Origin of the sequence: Sphaerotilus mobilis (assembly GCF_004216565.1) — a bacterium.
GTDB classification, from domain to species: Bacteria; Pseudomonadota; Gammaproteobacteria; order Burkholderiales; family Burkholderiaceae_C; genus Sphaerotilus; species Sphaerotilus mobilis.
This window is the reverse complement of sequence record NZ_SGWV01000008.1, coordinates 146,824-166,308: the sequence shown is the minus strand read 5'-3', so window position 1 is coordinate 166,308 and position 19,485 is coordinate 146,824. Positions and strand designations below refer to the sequence as shown.

The window sequence follows — 19,485 nt, the reverse complement described above, 5'->3', positions numbered from 1 at the left end:
ACTCTCGGGGTGGCGTCGTGACGTGATGGGGATGACCGGTGTCACACGACGGTGGTGGGTGCTGAGGGGCTCGAACCCCCGACCTACGCCTTGTAAGGGCGCCGCTCTACCAACTGAGCTAAGCACCCGTCGTGTGCAGAAATCCGATCTGGTTTCAGTTGATGGCGTCCCGCAGGGCCTTGCCCGGTCGGAACTTCGCCACCTTGCTGGCCTTGATCTTGATGGCCGCGCCTGTGCGCGGGTTGCGGCCTGCGCGCGGCGCGCGCTTGGTGACCGAGAACGTGCCGAAGCCGACCAATGCCACGCTGTCGCCCTTGCGCAAGGCAGTACCGACGCCGCCGATCACGGCCTCCAGAGCCCGCGCAGCGGCAGCCTTGGAGATGTCGGCCTGTTCGGCGATGTGTTCGATCAGTTCGGACTTGTTCACGGAAGCATCCTCGGGACTTGCGCCCCCTACGCATCGGCACGGACCACGGTCTGCGCCTGGTGATGCAAGCGGTCCGGATCGAACCGCCTTGCCCAGGCTGCGGCGCCGGATTCTAAGGCCCCGCCATCACCCATCCGAACGCCAGGACCGGGGGCTGCGCCAGTCGTTCACGCAGGCAGGCAGCCGGCATCAGGACCGGGCCGACGGGCTGCGAACCACCAGCAACACGCCCGACACGCTCAGCACGATGCCAGCGGCCATGCTGGCATCAAGCCGTTCGTCAAACAGCAGCCAAGCCAGCACGGCGGTGCACGGCGGGACCAGGTACATCAAGCTGGTGACGCGGGTGGCCGCGCCGCGTGCGATCAGCAGGTAGAGCAGCGAGCTGCCACCCAGCGTCAGCACCAGTACCGACCACGCCATGGCACCGAACAGATCGGGGTGAAGGTCGACCGTCGCACCACCCAAGGTCAGCTCGGCCAGCGCGATGGGTGCCGTCAGCGCCAGAGCGGCCATCATCTGCACGCCGCCAGCCGTGCGCACATCACATGGACGCACGTGGTGCTTCTGATAAAGCGTGCCGGCCGTGATGCTGAGCAGCGCGACGAGGGCCAGGCCGAGATTGATCGGCGTCACCTCGCCATGGCCCAGCTTCGGACCGACCACCAGCGCCAGGCCACACAGGCCCATCAAGAGCCCGACCCAGTGGCGCCGGCCCAGTCGTTCATGACCCGCCGACCCGACCGCAGCGCCAGGCCGTGCCGTGACCCACAGCGTCGTCAACAAGGGCTGCAGGCCAACGATCAAGGCCACGGTGCCGGCGCCGATGCCCCAGCGCACGGCCGCCCAAACGCCACCGAGATAGCCCGCCTGCATCAGCAAGCCGGTGACGGCCAGGTGCCCCCACTGCTTGGCGCTGGTCGGCCACGCGGCGTCAGCCAGCCGGGCCCACAGACCCAGGCACAGCATCGACAGGAAGAAGCGCACCGCCAGGAAGGTGAAGGGCGGGGCATGCGGCATCCCATAACGTGCGACAACGAATCCGGTGCTCCAGATCAGCACGAACACGGCCGGCATGGCGGCGATCCAGCGGTCGCCGCTGGTCGACGGCGTCGAGCCTGCGACCGCCACTCAGCGGACCTTTGCGCGGATCTCGGGCACCGCCTTCTGCAGGTAATAGACCATGGACCAGATCGTCAGCAGCGCCGCAACGATCAACAACCAACTGCCCCAGTAGCGCGTGTCGAACAGGCCGAACAAACGACCATCGAGCAGCAGGAAGGGAATGGCGATCATCTGGGCTGCTGTCTTGAGCTTGCCGAGCATGTGCACGGCCACGCTGCGTGAGGCACCGATCTGCGCCATCCATTCCCGAAGCGCGGAGATGGTGATCTCGCGCCCGATGATCACCAGCGCCACCAGGGCGTGGACACGATCGAGTTGCAGCAGCACCAGCAACGCCGCGCAGACGAGCAGCTTGTCCGCCACCGGATCGAGGAAGGCGCCGAAGGCCGAGGTCTGGTTGAGCCTGCGGGCCAGGTAGCCGTCCAGCCAGTCGGTCAGCGCGACCAGCACAAACAGCGCGGTGGCCGATTCATTGCGATGTTCGATCGTCCACGGCAGGTAATAGATGCCCACGATGAGCGGAATGGCCACGATGCGGGCCCAGGTCAACAGCGTTGGTAGCGTCGTGAACATGGTGGGGATTGTGCACAGGTTCACACGACAGCCCGTCGCGTCCTCACCTCAGGGCCTGGTGGATCTGCTGCGCCAGCTCAACCGAGATGCCTTCGACCCCCGCGAGCTCGTCGACGCTGGCCTGTGCGACGCCCCGAGCGCCGCCGAAGCGCTGCAGCAGCCGGGCCCGCTTCTTCGGGCCAACGCCCGGGATGTCTTCCAGGCGGCTGCCACCCGTGCGCACCGAGGCCCGCTTGGCGCGCATGCCGGTGATGGCGAAGCGGTGCGCCTCGTCGCGGATCTGTGCGACCAGCATCAACGCGGCCGAGTCGCGACCGAGGTAGACCTTGTCGCGCCCGTCGGCGAAGACCAGTTCCTCCAGACCGACCTTGCGGCCCTCCCCCTTCTCGACGCCGACGATGATGGACAGATCGATGCCGAGCGATTCGAAGACCTCGCGCGCCACGCCGACCTGGCCCTTGCCGCCGTCGATCAGCACAAGATCCGGCAATCGCCCTTCGCCTTGCCGCGCGGCTTCAACCAGCTTGGCGTAACGCCGCTGCAGCACCTGGCGCATCGCGGCATAGTCGTCGCCGCCCTGGATGCCGGTGATGTTGAAGCGCCGGTACTGGGCGGGTTGCATCCGGTGGGCCTCGAACACCACGCAGGAGGCCTGCGTCGCCTCGCCCTGCGTGTGGCTGATGTCGAAGCACTCGATGCGCAGGCTGTCGAGCGCGGCGTCCTCGCCTTCGGGTGCGAGGTCCAGCGCCTCGACCAGCGCGCGGGTGCGGGCCTGTTGCGAGCCTTCTTCGGCCAGCAGGCGGGCCAACGCGATCTCGCCGCCCTTGATGGTCATGTCCAGCCAGATCCGGCGCTGGTCGCGCGGCTGGTGCTGGGCGCTGATGCGTCGTTGCGACGGACCGCCCAGTGCGTCCAGCAGATCACGCGAGACCGCATGGCTGGTGACCAGCAAGGCGGGGCAGTCGACGCCCAGGTAGTGCTGCGCCATGAAGGCCTCCAGCACGGTTTGCTCGGCGCTGCGTGCTTCCGTCGATGCGACGACGTGGCCGTTTTCATCGGCCTCATCGCTGTTCGCGTCGTCGGCTTCTGCCGCGCTCAAGGCCAGCGCGTCCTCGATGTGGGCCGGGAAGTAGGCCCGGTCACCGAGGTGTCGGCCGCCCCGGATCATGGCCAGGTTGACGCAGGCCTTGCCGCCCTGGACCTTGACCGCCAGCACGTCGACGTCGCGGTCGTCACCGGTGTCGATGGCCTGCTGGTGCAGCACCTTGGACAGCGCGCCGATGCGGTCGCGCACCTCGGCAGCCTTCTCGTATTCATAGGCCTCGGCGGCGGCCATCATCTCGTCCTGCAGGCCGGCCAGCACGGCCTCGGTCTCGCCGTCGAGGAAGCGCACGGCATCACGCACGTCGCGGGCGTAGTCCTCGCGGCTGATCTCGCCGACACAAGGTCCCGAGCAGCGGTGGATCTGGAACAGCAGGCAGGGCCGGGTTCGGTTGGCGTAGACCGTGTCCTCGCAGGTCCGCAGCATGAAGACCTTCTGGATCAACTGGATGCCTTCCTTCACGGCCCATGCGCTCGGGTAGGGCCCGAAGTAGCGGTGTCGCCGGTCGACCGCGCCACGGAAATAAGCCACCCGCGGAAACTCGTGCGTGACCAGCTTGAGATAGGGGTAGCTCTTGTCGTCCCGGAACAGGATGTTGAAGCGCGGGTTCTGCGTCTTGATGAGGTTGTTCTCAAGCAGCAGCGCCTCGGCCTCGTTGCGCACCACCGTGGTCTCGAGCCGGTCGATGCGGCCGACCATGTGGCCGATGCGCGTGCCGGCGTGATCCTTGTGGAAGTAGCTCGAAACACGCTTGCGCAGGTTGCGCGCCTTGCCGACGTAGAGCAGACCGCCCTGAGCGTCAAAGTAGCGGTAGACGCCCGGCAGTTGTGGCAAGGCGGCGACCTCGATCAGCAGGCGCTGCCAGGTCAGCTCGCGAGCGCTGGCAGGCTCGTTCGCCGCGACCGGCGCGGCTGCAGCCGTCTGTTCTTCAGGCGAGGCTGGCGTGGCGTCGTTGGCGGGGTCCGGGTGCATGCGAAGATTTTGCCGTCTTCGACCTGTGCACCATGACGCCGATCCCGCCATTCCCGCCGACCCATAAGCCTGCCGACCGCCCTGCCCTCGCGCCTGGCCTGCGCTGGGACGTTTTCTGTCGCGTCATCGACAACCACGGCGATGTGGGGGTGTGCTGGCGCCTGTCGGCCGACCTGGCCGCGCGTGGCCATGCCGTGCGCCTGTGGATCGACGATGCCAGCGCGCTGGCCTGGATGGCTCCACAAGGTGCGGCGGGCGTGCAGGTGCTGCCGTGGCGTGATCCGCTGGCCGACGAGGTGCCTCTTGACGTCGTCGTCGAAGCCTTCGGCTGTGACCCGCCAGCAGCCTTCGTCGAACGCATGGCCGCATGCCACGCGCCACCGCTGTGGATCAACCTCGAATACCTGAGCGCCGAGGCCTATGTCGAGCGCTCCCACGGCCTGCGTTCGCCGCAGATGGCCGGACCGGGCCGCGGGCTCGACAAGTGGTTCTTCTACCCCGGCTTCACCGAGACGACCGGCGGGCTCTTGCGCGGGGCCGGCGTGGCACTGGCACCGTCCCCTCGCGCGCTCGACCGTCCGCTGCACCTCACGCTATTCAGCTACGACCCACCGGGCCTGAGCGCCTTTCGGGATGCGCTGTCCACCTTGCCCGGCGGCGCCTGCGTCGACGTGACGCCCGGCTGGTCGACCCGCGTGGTGCAGGAGCAGCTGGGTCTGGCGCTCCAACTGGCCGGACCGACCCGCGACGGGCGTCTCACCTGGCGAGCCTTGCCACTGGTGTCGCAGCCCGGCTTCGATGAACAACTTCGCCGCAGCGACCTCAACCTGGTGCGCGGCGAGGACTCGCTGGTCCGCGCGATCTGGGCCGGCAAGCCCTTGGTCTGGCAGCTCTATCCGCAGGACGACGGCGCCCACGCCGACAAGCTCGAAGCATTTCTGGCGCTCTACCTGAGCGGTGCCCCGACCGGACTGGCTGCGGCGCTGTCGACCGTGTGGCGATCCTGGAACGGGCTGTCAGACGACCCCGAAGCCGCCGCCGCGTGGGCCGACCTGTTGCCGCCTAAGCCGCTCTGGACGGTCTGGCAGCACTGGGCACACCAACAGGCGATGGCGCTGTCCAGACCAAGCGATCTGGTGTCCCGGCTGCTGGACTTCGTCGCCCGCCATCGGGTTGCCAGTCAAACCGTCTAGAATCGCGGGCTTTGCGCAGGGCAGCGGGGCCGCGACGTCCGCCTGGAACACCTTCCAAGACCGCCCTCCGAGACCAACTGGGAAACTGGGACACCGAGATGAAGATTGCACAGGAAATCCGCGCCGGCAACGTGATCATGCAGGGCAAGGACCCGATGGTCGTGCTGAGGACTGAATACAGCCGCGGTGGCCGCAATGCTGCCACCGTGCGCATGAAGCTCAAGAGCCTGCTGAACAACTCCGGCACCGAAGTCGTGTTCAAGGCCGACGACAAGATGGATCAGGTCATCCTCGACAAGAAGGAATGCACCTACTCCTACTTCGCCGACCCCATGTACGTCTTCATGGACACGGACTTCAACCAGTTCGAGGTCGAGGCCGAGAACATGGGCGACGCCATCAGCTACCTGGAAGACGGCATGCAGGCCGAAGTCGTGTTCTACGACGGCAAGGCCATCTCGGTCGAACTGCCGACCTCGCTGGTCCGTGAAGTGACCTGGACCGAACCGGCCGTCAAGGGCGACACCTCGGGCAAGGTTCTGAAGCCCGCCAAGATCTCCACCGGCTTCGAGATCCCGGTTCCCATCTTCGTGGCCCAGGGCGACAAGATCGAAATCGACACCCGCACCCACGAGTACCGCAAGCGCGTCTGATCCACGCCGCTTGAAGCACAAAGGCGCCTCACGAGGCGCCTTTTTCTTGGCCGATGCGCTGATGACCTGCGCTCAGCCCACCTCGCGGAAGCTGACCTCCAGCCGCACGTCGCGCTCTTCGGCGCCATCCACGCTGCACTTGAAGCGCCGCACCGCCCGCTGCACGGCGCGGTGGTATTCCTTCGGGCCGGACAGAGCCTGCACGTCGACCACCTGGCTGCCTCGGACCTTGATCAGCACCTCGACCACGCCGGTGATACCGACACGGTTCCACTCGTCGGCCAGCGTGGACTCCAGGATGCGACGGTAGCCAGGGCAGACCACGGCGACTTCGACGCCGACAGGTCCACGCGTCGCCGGGACAGGCGGAGCCGGAGCCGTGGCTGGCGCGGCAGCTGGTGTCGGTGTCGGTGGCGGTGACGGCGCGGGTGGCGCCGGAGCCGGAGCCGGCGGTGCCGGAATCGGCAGGGGGTCGATCGGCCGAGGCTCAGGCGTCGGCGCAGGTATCGCCGCCGGTATCGGCGCCGGACTGGGTGTGGGTGCAGGTGTCGGCGGCGGTGGCGGCACGGGTGCCGGCGGCGGCGGGGCCTTCGGGGGTGTCACGGGCCGGGGTGCCTCGACCAGTCGGGCGGGCGCAGGGGGCGGCGGCGGCGGCGGTGGCGGCGCATCCAGGATCGCCGCCTCGATCACCTTCAACCGAGCCGGCAACTCCCGCAGCGTCGGTTGCAGCAGCCACCAGCCCATCAGCACGTGCAGCCCCACGACCAGCGACAGGCCGATGCGGCGGGTGCGACGCGAAGCGTCCAGCGCCGCCTGTTCAGCCACCTCGTCGATCCCCGTGTGACGCACGTTCATCGCCGAGATCCTCACGGCCCGACTGGCACGCTGGCCACGCCCAGCCGGCGCAGGCCGGCCTGGTCGGCGGCGACCATCACGCTGGCCAGTGCCCCGTAGCTCGCGCGGCCGTCGGACTCGATGCGCAGCGGCACGCCGGTCGGCTGCGCCGCCAACGCGGCCATGCGGCGCTGCAGGTCGGCGCGGTCGGCCAGCGGTTCACCGTTCCAGCTGAGCGTGTCATCGGCACCGATGCGCAGCGTCACCGGCACCGGCGGCGGCGCAGTGGCCACCGTCTTGGAGACCGGCAGACGCAGGTCGACGGCGTGAAGCTGGATCGGGATGGTGATGATCAGCATCACCAGCAGCACCAGCATCACGTCGATCAGCGGCGTGGTGTTGATGTCCATGATCGGCGCGTCGTCGTCGCCTGATCCACCCAGCGGGGTCATCGCCATGTCTGCAGACTCATTGACGGGGTGGCGGTTCGGTGATGAACGACACCTTGGCAATGCCGGCCAGCGTGCAGGCCTGCAACACCGGCGCGACCATCGCATAGCGGGCCGTCGCATCGCCGCGCAGATGCACCTCGGGCTGCGGCTGGCGCTGGGCGACGTCGCGCAGCCGGGCAAGCAGCGCGTCGCGGTCCTTCAAGGGCTGGTCGAACCAGTGCAGTCCGCCACGGGCATCGACCGACACGATGATGTTGTCGGGCTGGCTCTGGCGCGGCTGGTTGCGTTCCTTGGGCAAGGCCACTGGCGCGGACAGGTTCACCACCGGAATCGTGATCAGGAAGATGATCAGCAGCACCAGCATCACGTCCACCAGCGGCGTGGTGTTGATGCTGGCGATGACCTCGTCGCCATCGTCCTTGATCGGCTCGAAGACCATGTGTGCGCCGCCCTCAGCGCGCCTGCGCGGCCTGTGCCAGCAAGACCGCGTGCAGGTCGCCAGCAAAGGCACGAACCTCGTCCATCGCGGCCTTGTTGCGACGCACGAGCCAGTTGTAGCCCAGCACGGCAGGCACCGCCACGGCCAGTCCGATGGCGGTCATGATCAATGCCTCGCCGACCGGGCCGGCAACCTTGTCGATCGAGGCCTGTCCTGCCACGCCGATGGCGGTCAGCGCGTGGTAGATGCCCCAGACCGTGCCGAACAGGCCGATGAACGGCGCCGTCGAACCGACCGTGGCCAGCAAGGCCAGGCCGCCCTGCAGCCGCGAGTTGACACGTTCGATGGCGCGCTGGATCGACATCGTGACCCAGGTGTTCAGGTCGATCTGGCCAAGCAGGCCGTCGTGCTTGCGCGTGGCGTCGACGCCAGAGTTCGCCAAGGCCCGGAACGGGCTTGCCGCGTCCAGCGCCTCGATGCCCTGTTGCAGGTCAGTGGCCACCCAGAAGCGTGCCTGGGCTTCACGCGCATGTCGACCGATGTGGGACTGTTCAATCAGCTTGACGACGATCACATACCAGCTGCCCACCGACATCAGGGCCAGCATCAACAGCACCAGGCGAGCCACCAGATCGCTGCCGGCCCAGAGGGCCTGCAAACCGTAGGGGTTGTCGATCGCCGCTGAGGCGACGTCGACCGCTTGCGTGGCCATGGCCTCGGATGCTGCCTGGGCACAGGCCAGCATCGGCAGCAAACCGGCGGCCAGCACGACAGCCGATGGCATGAGCCGTTGGCGCCGCAGGCTCACTGGATGAGCCTGCCAAAGCATGACGCGAAAGCGTCGGCACAGAGGCCTTGGTTGAAGCTCGGGCTGACCCGTCATATCGTCCTCTTATCGCAGGCAGCGGCCTGGCGAACAGGCCCGATTTTCAGAAGCTGGCCGACACCTGGAGCCCGAACACACGCCCGGTCGGGTCGGCAAGGCGCGGATCATAGCCAGCCTGGAATGAGCGGGTTTGCAGGCTCAGCGGCGGGTCACGGTCGAACAGGTTGCGGACCGTGAAGGTCGTGAGCCAGGTCTCGGAAACACGCCACTGCACCCCCAGATCGTGGGTGATGTCGGCCACCACGCGGCGCATGGCCAGTTGGTCCTGGTAGCCGGAGCGGTAGCGTTGCGAGCCACTGACGAGCCAGTCGCCGCGCTGCCAGCTCAAGGTGGCCACATGCTGCCAGCGCAGCACCGGACCGTCATCGCCATAGACCCCGACAGCCTCGCGCCACGCCCCACCGGTCTCACGCTGGTAGCGGTGACTCAGCACACGGGTGCCATCCAGCCGGACGGACCAGCGCCCGGATGGTCCGCGCGAGATCAGCCACTGCAGGCCGAGGTCCAGCCCGTGCGTGCGCAGCGCGCCGAGGTTCTGAGTCGGCAGATCCACGTAGGCGATGGTGTCGGCGGTGCCGCTCAAGCAGGCCGGAAAGTCGTCGCGCCGCAGTCCTTCGCCGGGTCCGATCGGCAACTGGCTGCAGCGCACGATGCGGGCGCCATAGCGCGACGGATCGTCAAACACAGCCCCATCGGCCAAGGCGCCGATGGCCTGGCGCACATGGATCTGCCAGACATCGAGCGCGACGCTCAGCGTCGGGATGGGCAACCAGTGACTGCCCAGCGTGAACTGACGCGAGCGCTCGGGCGCCAGGCTGGACAAGGGCTGCCCGTTGGCGGCCGGGCCCGAGCTTCGGACCCGGAACTGAACGCCACAGGCCAGCGCCTGATCGGCCGTGGACAGGCCGTTGATCGCCGTGCCGCCTGGGCAAAGCAGCGGGTCGTCACGGACATCGGCGGTGTAGCCCAGGGCGCTGGGCCGGTGCAGGTCGTACAGAGTGGGCGGACGAAAACCGGTGCCGTAGCTGCCGCGCAGGGTCCAGGTCGGCGTCGGCCGCCAGCGCAGCGCCACCTTGGGGCTCAGGGCCGTGCCGATGTCGTCGTAGCGATCGACCCGGAAGGCCGTTGTCAGGTCCATCCGTTCGGCCAGGGGCCAGAGCAGCTCGGTATGGAAGGCATCGATGCGCCGCCCGCCCTCGGTGTCAGCCCCGGCATCGAGACCGAGGCTGGACAGAGACGACACCCCGTCGGCGACCTGGAAGGCCGAGCGTTCACGGCGGTGCTCCAGTCCGAAGGCGGCAGGTACCGGTCCGAGCGACGTCTGCATCAGGTCGCCCCGAAGCTTCAGGTCGACCACATCCTGCGTGGCACGTCCGGACTGCACGACGGCGCGGACCTGCGCCGCCTCAATGGCCTGCTGGCCCGCCAAGGTCTGCGGACCGAAGGGGTTGATCAGGCCGTCCCAGACGCCTTGCTGCATCAGGTTGTCGTCGACGAAGCCCGATCGCACGCGCTCGACGCTGCTGCTGCGGGCGCGCCCAACGGCGGTTTCCAGAGACCAGCCGCCCGACAGCTCACCACGCAGTCCCAGCAGCGTCCGACCCGACAAGGTGGTCGCCGATCGGATGCGGGGTCCTGCCGCGAGTTCACGCCAGGAGACAAGGCCGCCGGGTACCTGCAGGGTGGGATCGGGTCCATAGAGGTCCGGCACGTCTTGCACGACGCCGGGGGGCACGTTGGGGAAGAACGGGGTGCCGGCTGGCATGAAGAGGTCGACCGACGCGGCACCGCTGTTGGCCACCACTTGATGCCGCGACCAGACATGGTCGGCGCTCAAGGCCCAGCCGGTCCCCAGGTCTCGTTCCACCCGCAGCAGCGCCAGCCGCTGCTGGTTGGCCGGGATCGCATCGACGGTTGCCGCGATGTCGTAGCGACACAGGCCCTGGCTGCCCAGCACCGAGTTCGGCTGCGCACACGTCGGCGCGGCCGGGTCGTAGCCATTGATCGATCCGGGATGACCGTAATAACTGGTCAGCCGATCGGTGTCGCCCAGCAGGACACCCGTGCGCGAGGCCGCGCGACGATGGGCCGGCAGGCGTTGCTGGTCGCGCAGGTCGAGCGCGTGCATCCAGCGCCACCCGGTGTCGTCCGACGACCCACTGACCAGCGAAAAGCGCCGCACGAGCCCGCCGCCCAGGGTTGAACCCTGGGCCTCGGCCGCGATCTCGTTGGCGTCCACCTCTCGTCTCAGGACCACGTTGACGACGCCGCCGATGGCGTCCGCGCCATAGACCGCAGACGCACCATCGCGCAGCACTTCGATGCGGTCGACCGCCGCGAGCGGGATCGCGTGGACGTCGACGGAAGCGCCGTCATAGGGATGGTTGACGAGCCGCCGGCCGTCGAGCAACACCAGCGTGCGAGCCGATCCGGACCCGAGCGTGACGCCGAGCCCGCGCAGATCGACTTCTGCCTTGCCGCCGTTGAGATTGCCCACGCTGTCAGCCACGTCGACACGCGACTGATTGGCCGCGACGTAGGTCAACGCCTGCGCCAGGGTGGTCACGCCGCGCTGGCGCAACTCCACCGCCCGCAGCACCGTGATGGGGGCACCGACATCGCCATCGGGGCGTCGCAACAGACTGCCCGTGATCTCAACGCGCGGTAGTTGGCCCGTGGCGGCGATGGGATCGGCCACGTCGCGAGACCCATCAGCCGCATGGACAGACGACGTGCAGACGACCAAGCCAAGCGCACACAGGCGGATCGACAGGGCCCGCGTCAGGTGATGGGCGCGGGAAGGCTTCTGGTGGCGCCTGGGGGCCCGATGCGTAGATGACATGCGCGACAAGTCGGTAGGCTGAATCAGCAAACCGTCATTGTCGAAGTCGAACCGGGGGGGTCAGCGTGACTTCCGCGAGATGTACGCTGGAGTCGGTGACTACCGCGCAAGTAGCCGTCGCGCACATGCAACAAATTCTGCAGAATCTGATCGCTCTGATCTGACAAACCCGACATCGGCATCGCTAGGCGCCCCTCGAGTTTTCTGGCAGACAAAAGAAAAAGCCCCTCGGCGCAAACCGAGGGGCTTTCAATGTTGGTGGGCCCTGAGTGACTCGAACACTCGACCAACGGATTAAGAGTCCGCTGCTCTACCAACTGAGCTAAGAGCCCGCAAGAACTAGATCATAACACTGTTTGGTGGGTTGTGCGTGACTCGAACACGCGACCAACGGATTAAAAGTCCGCTGCTCTACCGACTGAGCTAACAACCCGCCTTGATGCTTGGCATCAACCCTGCGCGTCCCACCACCGGTTAGTCAGGCCTTGCGACCTCGGTACCAAGCGGTGATCTTGGGGAGTATCGGTAAGACTTCGGTAGGTCTTGCCGATACTCTCGTCGGAACGTTCCCGGGGTTACTCCAAACATCCCATCTTGACGCTGGCGACTCGGCAGTTTTTGCCCAGTCCCCACCAAGCGTGCTTCAAGCGTTTCAACACTTGATCAATTGGAAGTCGTACCCCGGAAAGCCAAAGATTATAGGCAATGAATCGGAGGTCACGCAAGACCCTCGGACACCGTTGACGACGCTGCCACGGTCTTGCTGGCGACCCGGGCCCGCAACTCGGCCAGCGCCGCTTCTGCGGCCGTCATGCCGAACGTGGCGGTGACGGCCACCGTCGAACCGTAGCCCGCGCAGTTCAGACTGCCGTCGGTCGCACAGGCGTCACCACCTGCTTGGGGCATCGCCACCGCTTCTTCCGAGTAGACGCAGATCGGCCCGAGCACTTCCCGCGGACCGATCGGCCCGGACACGCCCATCGCCTTGCGCAACTGCTGGCGCAGTCGGGCCAGCAAGGGATCGTGCGTGACCCGGGCGAGATCAGCGACGCGCACGCGCTGCGGCTGGGTCTTGCCGCCGGCCGCCCCGACCGTCACCAGTGGAACGCCGGTCTGCACCGCCCAACGCGCCAGCAGCAGCTTGGCGCGACCCTGGTCACAGGCATCGATGACGATGTCGACGGGGCCTGGCAACAGGCCCGGCCAGTTCTCGTCTTCCGCGAACTGCTCGACCGCGCGCACATCACAAGCGGGGTGGATGTCACGCACCCGTGCGGCCATCACCGCGACCTTGGCCGCACCCACGCTGCTGCCCAGGGCCTGGACCTGGCGGTTGATGTTGGATTCGGCGATCTGGTCGAAATCGATCAGCACCAGCTGCGCCACGCCACAGCGGGCCAGCGCCTCAGCGGTCCAGGAGCCCACGCCGCCGAGTCCGACCACGACGACACGCGCCTGCCGGACGGCCCGATACCCGGCATCGCCCCACAGGCGACGCAGTCCGCCGAAGCGGCGCTCGTGATCGGCATCTGCGCTCAGGTCAGGCTCGGTCACGGTCGTCACATCGAGCGTTCAAGTTGCCAGCTCAGGAAACGCAGACCCGCCACACAGCCCGCGACGATGGCACCCAGGGCGACGATGCTGGTCAGACCCAGCGTCGAGATGCCCGACAAGCCTTGTCCGATGCTGCAGCCCATCGCGGTGACGCCGCCGATGCCCATCAGCACCGCGCCAACCAGGTGTCGGGCCGTGTCGGCCGTGTCGCGGAAGCCTTCCCAGCGGAACTCGCGCCGGACCAGATGCACGGCCAGCGAGCCGAAGAAAACACCCAGCACGGCGACCAGGCCTGTGGTCGTGCGCCGGCCGGCATCGGTGTAGAAGACCAGCCATTCATAGCCCTGGGCCACCGGTGACACGAAGTTCAGCGCCTCGCCACGACGGCTCGCGGTGCCGAGGAAGGCCTCCTCAAGCGTCTCGGGATGTTCAGCCAGATGACCGAACTGCAAGGACACCCACCACACCGCCAGCAACAGGGCGCCGACGCCCACGCCGCCCAACAGAACCTGGCGCTCGCGGCCCTCGGCGGCTGACAGCACCCAGGCGATCACGCCGCCGCCGACCAGCACACCCAGTCCGAGCGCGACCTGCCCGGTCGACAGGCCCAGCGCCGACGCCAGCACGCTGGGGAGATCCTGCGGGGTGGACAGCGTGATGGCCCAGGCATCGACGCTGTTGACCCGCAGCACTGCGGTCAGGCCTCGCAGCGTCATCCAGGCGCTCAGGCCCATGACGACCAGCACCACGAGCGCCTTCAGGCTGCCCGAACCCAGGCGCTGCAAGTTGCGGCTGCCACAGCCCGAGGCCAGCACCATGCCGAAGCCGAACATCGCGCCGCCGACCAGGGCCGAAGCCCACAACCAACGATCGCCGCCATAAAGCGTCCGGTCGGCGACGAAGCTGCCTTGGGCGACCAGCAGGTTGAAGCCCAACACCGCCACGCCGATCGCCAGCATCCACATGCGCAGCCGGCGCTGATCGCCGAAGTTGACGACGTCGGCGATCGCACCCATGGTGCAGAACTGGGTTCGCACGCCCAGCGCGCCGAAGGCAAAGGCCAGAATGAAGACGGCCCAGAGAACCTGGGCCGTCAGCATGTTCACGTTGATATCTTCCATGGCGCCGGATTCTAGAAGCCCGGCACCCGGCGATGTCACAAAGGCGTGCTCACTTGAGCTGTGCGATGCGCTCGCGACCGGACTGCGCGGCCTCGGACTGCGGGTAGTTCTTGACCAGCTCGTCGAGCGTCTTGCGGGCTGACTTCGGGTCCTTCAGCTCGACCTGGCAATTGGCCACCGCCAACAGCGCCTCGGCGGCGCGGGGGTGGTCAGGCGTCGTTGTCACGAGCGCGCGGAAGGTCGCCATCGCTTCCTTGACGTCGCCCTTGCCATACAGCGCGTTTCCCAGCCAGTACTGCACATGGCCGCCATAGCTGCTGCCGGCGAACCGGCGCTGGAAGGCCTGAAGCGCGTCGACGGCTCGCGCAAAGTCGCCCTTGCGCAAGACGCCGATCGCATCGTCGTAGGCCCTCTTCTCGGCCACATCGACGGTAATCTCACGGCCGTCCAGGCTGACCTTCTGCGGTTCGAGCCGGCGCAGGCGTTCGTCTTGAGCGGCCAGCGCCGCCAGCAAGTCCTTCTGCTTGCGCTGGAGATCGGCCAGCTCGCGCGTGGCATCGCGGTTGGACTGGCTGACCTGCTCGTCCTGACCCCGCAGACGCGCCATGTCGCCGCGCAGCAGTTCGATCTGGCTGTTGAGATCCAGCACACCACGACGCAGCACGTTGAGCTGCTCGGTCATCTCGGTGTTCTCGACCTTGCGGGCGGCCTGCTGCTGCTGGAGCTGCTGGTTGAGCTGGGTGTTGGCGGCTTCGGCCTTGTCCAAGCGGCCACGCAGTTCCAGGATCGCCTTGCGGGCTTCCTCGTCATCGAACAAGCCGGCCTGGGCCGTCGGCACCAGACCCAGCAGCGGCAGGCAGGTCAGCAGGGCTTGCGCCAGCCGGCTCAGGGTCATGGGGCGGGATGTCGTGTTCATCAGCGATCCTTCAACTCGACGCGACGATTCTTGGCCCAGCTGGCCTCGTCGTTGCCGCTGGCAGCTGGGCGTTCCTTGCCATAGCTCACGGCTTCGGTCTGGGCGCCGCCGGTTCCCAGCAGGCCGAGCGCACGCACGACCGCATCGGCGCGCTTCTGGCCCAGCGCGAGGTTGTATTCACGGCCACCACGCTCGTCGGTGTGTCCCTCGACCAGCAAGCGCCGCTTGCGATCGGCGCTGAGGTAGCGGGCATGGGCCTCGATGACGTTGCGGTAGTCGTCCTTGACGACATAGCTGTCGAAGTCGAAGTAGACGACGCGCGGCAGGCCGGCATTGCCACCGGCCCCGTTGTCTGCGCTGCCCAGGTCGATCGACGGGATGCGGTTGTCGCCCGGCAGGGCCGTGCCGCCGGCCTGGCCGCCGTTGACCGTGCCCACGCCGGCTGCACCACCCGCGCCGCCGCCGGCCAGGGCGGACGACGCGCCGCGGTTGCGGTCCTCGACCGGTGCGGGCGGATCCAGCCGGGTCGACGACGCACACGCCGACAGCAGCACGACGACACCGGCCGCTGCGGCCAGGCGCAGCGGGCGGATCCAGTGGTCATATGTGGGATTCATCTCGGGAGGCTCCAGGCCGCATCGAGGCGGCCACTGTTCGGTGAATTCTTCGGTGGGAACGGTCCGGGCCTTGCGACTCAGCGACCGAAGGGTCCCCAAGTCGGCTCGCGGACGTCAACCTGCGGGACACCCAGACGGGCCTTGATCGCACCGTCCAGCGTGGTCGTCATCAGCACGTCGCGGCCACCGGCGCGGGTCGCGTAGATCAGCATCCGGCCGTTGGGCGCGAAGCTGGGGCTCTCGTCCTCGTTGGTGTCGGTCAGGGTGCGGATGGTTCCGGTGGCGATGTCCATCAGCGTGAGCTGGAAGTTGTTGCCGCCGTTGCGCGAGATGTAGGCCAGGCTGCGACCGTCCGGGCTGATCGCGGGGCTGATGTTGTAGTTGCCAGCGAAGGTCACCCGATCGACCGCCCCGCCGGCAACCTGCACGCGGTAGATCTGGGGGCCGCCGCCACGGTCGCTGACGAAAAAGAGGCTCTTGCCATCGGGGGCCCAGGTGGCCTCGGTGTCGATGCTGCTGCCATTGGTCAGGCGCCGGAGGTCGCCGCCGTTGCGGTTCATCAGCCAGATCTGCGACGGCCCGTCGCGGGTCAAGGTGACTGCCAGCATGCTCCCGTTGGGCGACCAGGCCGGTGCGCTGTTCGAGCCCTTGAAGTTGGCCACCACACGGCGCTTGCCGGCGTAGACATCCTGCACGTAGACGACGGCCTTGCGTTCCTCGAACGAGACGTAGGCCAACTCGCGCGCATCGGGCGACCACGAGGGCGACATGATGGGTTCGGGGCCGGTCAGCGCCACCTGAGCGGCCTCGCCGTCGGCATCGGCGATCCACAGCGTGTAGCGCCCCGCCGCCTTCGAGACATAGGCGATGCGGGTCGAGAACACGCCGCGTTCATTGGTCAGCTTCTCGTAGATGAAGTCCGACATTTCATGCGCCACGCCACGCAACTCGTCCTTGCCGGACGGCGGGGCGGCCTTGCCGCCGAGATCGGCGCCCTTCACCACGTCCCAGAGCCGGTAGCGCACATCGAACCGACCGTCCGCCAGCCGAGCGATCGACCCGGCGGCCAGGGCATCGACCGCCTTGGCACGCCAGTCCGGATAGGCCGGCCGGGCGTTCTCGTCGGTGACCCCGTTGATGCCGTCGAGGACCCGGAACAGCCCGCTGCGCTCGAGGTCGGCGCGCACGATCGCGGAGATCGGCACGGGCGACTTGTCCTCGTCACGCAGGCGCGCCAAGCTGATCGGGACCTGGGTCGCACCGACGCCGGAGATCTCGACCCGGAACTGCGCCAGCGCGGCCGGCGACCAGGGCAAGGCGAGGCCACCCAGCGCACTCAGCGCCAGGCGTGAAAACTGTCGACGGGAAGTCATCTTGCTCTTGTGGATCCGTGGTTTGCGGGGCCGTTCAGCGAGGGCCGGCGCCCGGGGTGCGGGGAATATATCCCATGGTTACAGAGGGTCCGTGACAGGCTGTTCCAGACCGATGCGAGCCACCGGCACGCGTTGCACACGGTCGCCATGGCAGCATCCGCGCATCCGGATCGACCCCTTGGAGACCGCCTTGACCGCCGCCGCAACCACCCCATCGACCCATCCGATCAGCCGCTATCCGACGCCTGCCCTGGACAGCCTGCCCGACGACCTGCGCGAGCGCATCCTGGCCGTCCAGGCCAAGGCCGGCTTCGTGCCCAATGTCTTTCTGGCACTGGCCCACCGACCGGACGAATGCCGCGCCTTCTTCGACTACCACGACGCGCTGATGTTGCGGCCTTCGGGCCTGAGCAAGGGCGAGAAGGAAATGATCGTCGTGGCGACCTCGGGCGCGAACCGCTGCCTCTACTGCGTGGTGGCGCACGGCGCGATCCTGCGCATCTACGAGAAGTCGCCGCTGCTGGCCGACGCGGTGGCGATCAATCACCACAAGGCAAGCCTGAGCCCGCGCCAGCACGCCATGCTGGATTTCGCGCTGAAGGTCGGTGGCGATTCGTCGCAGGTCGACGAATCTGACTTCGAAGCCCTGCGCCAGCACGGTTTCAGCGACGAGGACATCTGGGACATTGGCGCCATCACGGCCTTCTTCGGCCTGTCCAACCGCATGGCCAACCTGCTCAGCCTGATGCCCAACGCCGAGTTCTACCTGATGGGCCGCGTGCCGCGCGGCTGATCAGACCCGGCGCCGGGACCCATCACGCGGCGCTGTCGGGCACCGGCTCATCCAGCCCCGGGATCATCCCGACCGGCAGGTTCTGGTAGCAGACCGGCCGCAGCCAGCGGCGGATCGACAGCGTGCCGACCGAGGTGGCGCCGAAGTTGGTCGACGCCGGGTAGGGTCCGCCGTGGACCATGGCGTCACACACCTCCACGCCCGTCGGGAAACCATTGGCCAGCACCCGGCCCGCCTTGCGTTCCAGGATGGGCAGCAGGCTGCGCGCCAGGGCGGCGTCACCGGCATCGTCAGGCTCCATGTGCAACGTGGTGGTCAGCTGGCCGCTCAGGGAGCGCGCCACCGCGTGCATCTGGTCCGGGTCGTCGACCTTGACGATCAGGCCGAGCGGGCCGAACACCTCTTCGGCCAGCGTGTGGTTGCCGAGCCAGTCGCTGGCGTCGACGCGGTAGAGGTAGGGCGTCGCCTGGCGCAGGTCGCAGGTCGACGTCAGCAGCGTCTGCACGCCCGTGCCGGCGGCCACCCGGTCGCGCCCGGCGCGGTAGGCGGCGGCGATGCCGTCGGTCAGCATGACCTGGGACGGCACCTGGGCCAGCGCGGCCACGGCCGCCTCGGCGAAGGCCTCGCCGTCCGTGCCGCGCAGCACCACCGCGATGCCGGGGTTGGTGCAGAACTGGCCGGCACCCATGCTCAAGGACGCCGCCCAGCCGGCGCCGATCTCGCGCCCGCGCCGGGCCACGGCGGCCGGCAGCAGGAACATCGGGTTGACCGAGCCCAGCTCGCCGAAGAAGGGAATGGGCTCAGGCCGCGAGGCGCACAGGTCGAACAGGGCACGGCCGCCGGCCAGCGAGCCGGTGAAGCCGACCGCGCGGATCAGCGGATGGCGGACCAGCGCCTCGCCGACATCGCGCCGGCCGCCCTGAATCAGCGAGAACACGCCCGCCGGCATGCCACAACGGGCCGCCGCCGCCGCGATCGCCTCGGCGACGATCTCGGAGGTGCCCGGGTGCGCCGAGTGCCCCTTGACCACCACCGGGCAACCGGCCGCCAGCGCGGACGCCGTGTCGCCGCCGGCCACCGAGAAGGCCAGCGGGAAGTTCGACGCACCGAAGACCGCAACCGGGCCGATCGGGCGCTGCACCAGGCGCAGTTCTGGACGCGGCAGCGGCTGGCGATCCGGCAGGGCCGCGTCGTGGCGCCGGTCGAGGTACTCGCCTCGCCGGATGTGGCTGGCGAACAGGCGCAACTGGCCTTGCGTGCGGCCCCGCTCGCCGACCAGGCGGGCAGTGGGCAAGCCGGTCTCCTGGCTGCCGATCTCGGTGATGGCCGAGGCGCGCGCGTCGATCTCGTCGGCGATGGCGTCGAGGAAGACCGCCCTCGCCTCCCGCGTCGTCTGGGCAAAGGTCCAGGACGCTTCCTCGGCTGCACGGCAGGCCGCGTCGACGAGTTCCGGCGTGCCGCTGCAGAAGGTGTGCGCGGGCCCGCTGGCCGGGCTCGACAGGAATGTCGTGGCGGTCGCGACGCGTTCGCCGGCGATGACGTGGCGGCCGTGTGGCGAGTCGCTGGAGGGTGTCGTCATGGTGTGTCCTGTTGGGGTTCGGTGCGGGGCGGCT

General features: G+C 68.0%; 18 protein-coding genes and 3 tRNA genes. 3 read left to right on the top strand and 18 right to left on the bottom strand.

Translation table 11 applies throughout. The features are described from left to right. Positions 1 to 52: 52 nt before the first annotated feature. The 5 genes from EV685_RS06160 to uvrC all read right to left on the bottom strand — a co-directional run bounded on the left by EV685_RS06160 (position 53) and on the right by uvrC (position 4,199). A tRNA-Val gene (locus EV685_RS06160) sits at positions 53 to 128 on the bottom strand. A 26-nt stretch (positions 129 to 154) separates the two neighbouring features. Then, a complete protein-coding gene (locus EV685_RS06155) occupies positions 155 to 427 on the bottom strand; it encodes an HU family DNA-binding protein (protein ID WP_130481135.1) in 273 nt (90 codons plus the stop codon). Between the two features lie 189 nt (positions 428 to 616). Beyond that, the gene (locus EV685_RS06150; RefSeq protein ID WP_130481689.1) at positions 617 to 1,504 is read right to left on the bottom strand and encodes a DMT family transporter; all 888 of its coding nucleotides are present in this window, start codon (positions 1,502 to 1,504) and stop codon (positions 617 to 619) included. A 54-nt stretch (positions 1,505 to 1,558) separates the two neighbouring features. Then, positions 1,559 to 2,125 (bottom strand): CDP-diacylglycerol--glycerol-3-phosphate 3-phosphatidyltransferase, encoded by a 567-nt coding sequence (gene pgsA, locus EV685_RS06145; RefSeq protein WP_130481134.1) that lies wholly within the window; start codon positions 2,123 to 2,125, stop codon positions 1,559 to 1,561. Positions 2,126 to 2,168: 43 nt separating this feature from the next. Further along, entirely contained in the window at positions 2,169 to 4,199 is a 2,031-nt protein-coding gene (gene uvrC / locus EV685_RS06140; RefSeq protein WP_130481133.1) for an excinuclease ABC subunit UvrC, read from the bottom strand. A 32-nt stretch (positions 4,200 to 4,231) separates the two neighbouring features. On the opposite strand from uvrC, the gene earP reads away from it, so the two are divergent. Beyond that, complete coding sequence (gene earP, locus EV685_RS06135; protein ID WP_130481132.1) at positions 4,232 to 5,392, top strand: elongation factor P maturation arginine rhamnosyltransferase EarP; 1,161 nt, start codon at positions 4,232 to 4,234, stop codon at positions 5,390 to 5,392. A gap of 98 nt (positions 5,393 to 5,490) precedes the next feature. After that, a complete protein-coding gene (gene efp, locus EV685_RS06130) occupies positions 5,491 to 6,045 on the top strand; it encodes an elongation factor P (protein ID WP_130481131.1) in 555 nt (184 codons plus the stop codon). A gap of 72 nt (positions 6,046 to 6,117) precedes the next feature. Here efp and EV685_RS06125 read toward each other — a convergent pair whose 3' ends face one another. The 12 genes from EV685_RS06125 to tolB form a co-directional block, all read right to left on the bottom strand. Further along, the gene (locus EV685_RS06125) at positions 6,118 to 6,900 is read right to left on the bottom strand and encodes a hypothetical protein (protein ID WP_130481130.1); all 783 of its coding nucleotides are present in this window, start codon (positions 6,898 to 6,900) and stop codon (positions 6,118 to 6,120) included. An 11-nt stretch (positions 6,901 to 6,911) separates the two neighbouring features. Beyond that, positions 6,912 to 7,337, bottom strand: coding sequence for an ExbD/TolR family protein (locus EV685_RS06120; protein WP_130481129.1), 426 nt, complete (start codon positions 7,335 to 7,337; stop codon positions 6,912 to 6,914). A 10-nt stretch (positions 7,338 to 7,347) separates the two neighbouring features. Then, the gene (locus EV685_RS06115; RefSeq protein WP_130481128.1) at positions 7,348 to 7,770 is read right to left on the bottom strand and encodes an ExbD/TolR family protein; all 423 of its coding nucleotides are present in this window, start codon (positions 7,768 to 7,770) and stop codon (positions 7,348 to 7,350) included. Between the two features lie 13 nt (positions 7,771 to 7,783). Beyond that, positions 7,784 to 8,554, bottom strand: coding sequence for a MotA/TolQ/ExbB proton channel family protein (locus EV685_RS06110; protein ID WP_420820812.1), 771 nt, complete (start codon positions 8,552 to 8,554; stop codon positions 7,784 to 7,786). Between the two features lie 145 nt (positions 8,555 to 8,699). Further along, on the bottom strand, positions 8,700 to 11,294 hold the full coding sequence (locus EV685_RS06105) for a TonB-dependent receptor domain-containing protein (protein ID WP_165396726.1): 2,595 nt from the start codon (positions 11,292 to 11,294) through the stop codon (positions 8,700 to 8,702). A 460-nt stretch (positions 11,295 to 11,754) separates the two neighbouring features. Continuing rightward, positions 11,755 to 11,830, bottom strand: a tRNA-Lys gene (locus tag EV685_RS06100). 25 nt (positions 11,831 to 11,855) lie between these two features. After that, positions 11,856 to 11,931, bottom strand: a tRNA-Lys gene (locus tag EV685_RS06095). Positions 11,932 to 12,215: 284 nt separating this feature from the next. Further along, positions 12,216 to 13,061, bottom strand: a complete 846-nt coding sequence (locus EV685_RS06090; protein WP_420820811.1) for a tRNA threonylcarbamoyladenosine dehydratase — start codon at positions 13,059 to 13,061, stop codon at positions 12,216 to 12,218. Beyond that, a complete protein-coding gene (locus tag EV685_RS06085) occupies positions 13,058 to 14,173 on the bottom strand; it encodes a YeeE/YedE family protein (RefSeq protein ID WP_130481125.1) in 1,116 nt (371 codons plus the stop codon). The genes EV685_RS06090 and EV685_RS06085 overlap by 4 nt, the downstream gene beginning before the upstream one ends. A gap of 49 nt (positions 14,174 to 14,222) precedes the next feature. Beyond that, on the bottom strand, positions 14,223 to 15,089 hold the full coding sequence (gene ybgF, locus EV685_RS06080) for a tol-pal system protein YbgF (protein ID WP_130481124.1): 867 nt from the start codon (positions 15,087 to 15,089) through the stop codon (positions 14,223 to 14,225). Further along, the gene (gene pal, locus EV685_RS06075; RefSeq protein ID WP_130481123.1) at positions 15,089 to 15,706 is read right to left on the bottom strand and encodes a peptidoglycan-associated lipoprotein Pal; all 618 of its coding nucleotides are present in this window, start codon (positions 15,704 to 15,706) and stop codon (positions 15,089 to 15,091) included. Before pal ends, ybgF begins: the two co-directional genes overlap by 1 nt. A 77-nt stretch (positions 15,707 to 15,783) precedes the next feature. Beyond that, positions 15,784 to 17,079 carry a Tol-Pal system beta propeller repeat protein TolB gene (gene tolB, locus EV685_RS06070; RefSeq protein WP_130481122.1) on the bottom strand — a complete coding sequence of 432 codons (1,296 nt, stop codon included), beginning with the start codon at positions 17,077 to 17,079 and terminating at the stop codon, positions 15,784 to 15,786. A 190-nt stretch (positions 17,080 to 17,269) separates the two neighbouring features. On the opposite strand from tolB, the gene EV685_RS06065 reads away from it, so the two are divergent. Further along, the gene (locus tag EV685_RS06065; RefSeq protein ID WP_338054433.1) at positions 17,270 to 17,872 is read left to right on the top strand and encodes a peroxidase-related enzyme; all 603 of its coding nucleotides are present in this window, start codon (positions 17,270 to 17,272) and stop codon (positions 17,870 to 17,872) included. Positions 17,873 to 17,894: 22 nt separating this feature from the next. On the opposite strand, the gene EV685_RS06060 is transcribed toward EV685_RS06065, so the two are convergent. Further along, positions 17,895 to 19,451: an aldehyde dehydrogenase (NADP(+)) gene (locus EV685_RS06060; RefSeq protein WP_130481120.1), complete on the bottom strand. Its 1,557-nt coding sequence runs from the start codon at positions 19,449 to 19,451 to the stop codon at positions 17,895 to 17,897. Positions 19,452 to 19,485 lie beyond the last annotated feature (34 nt).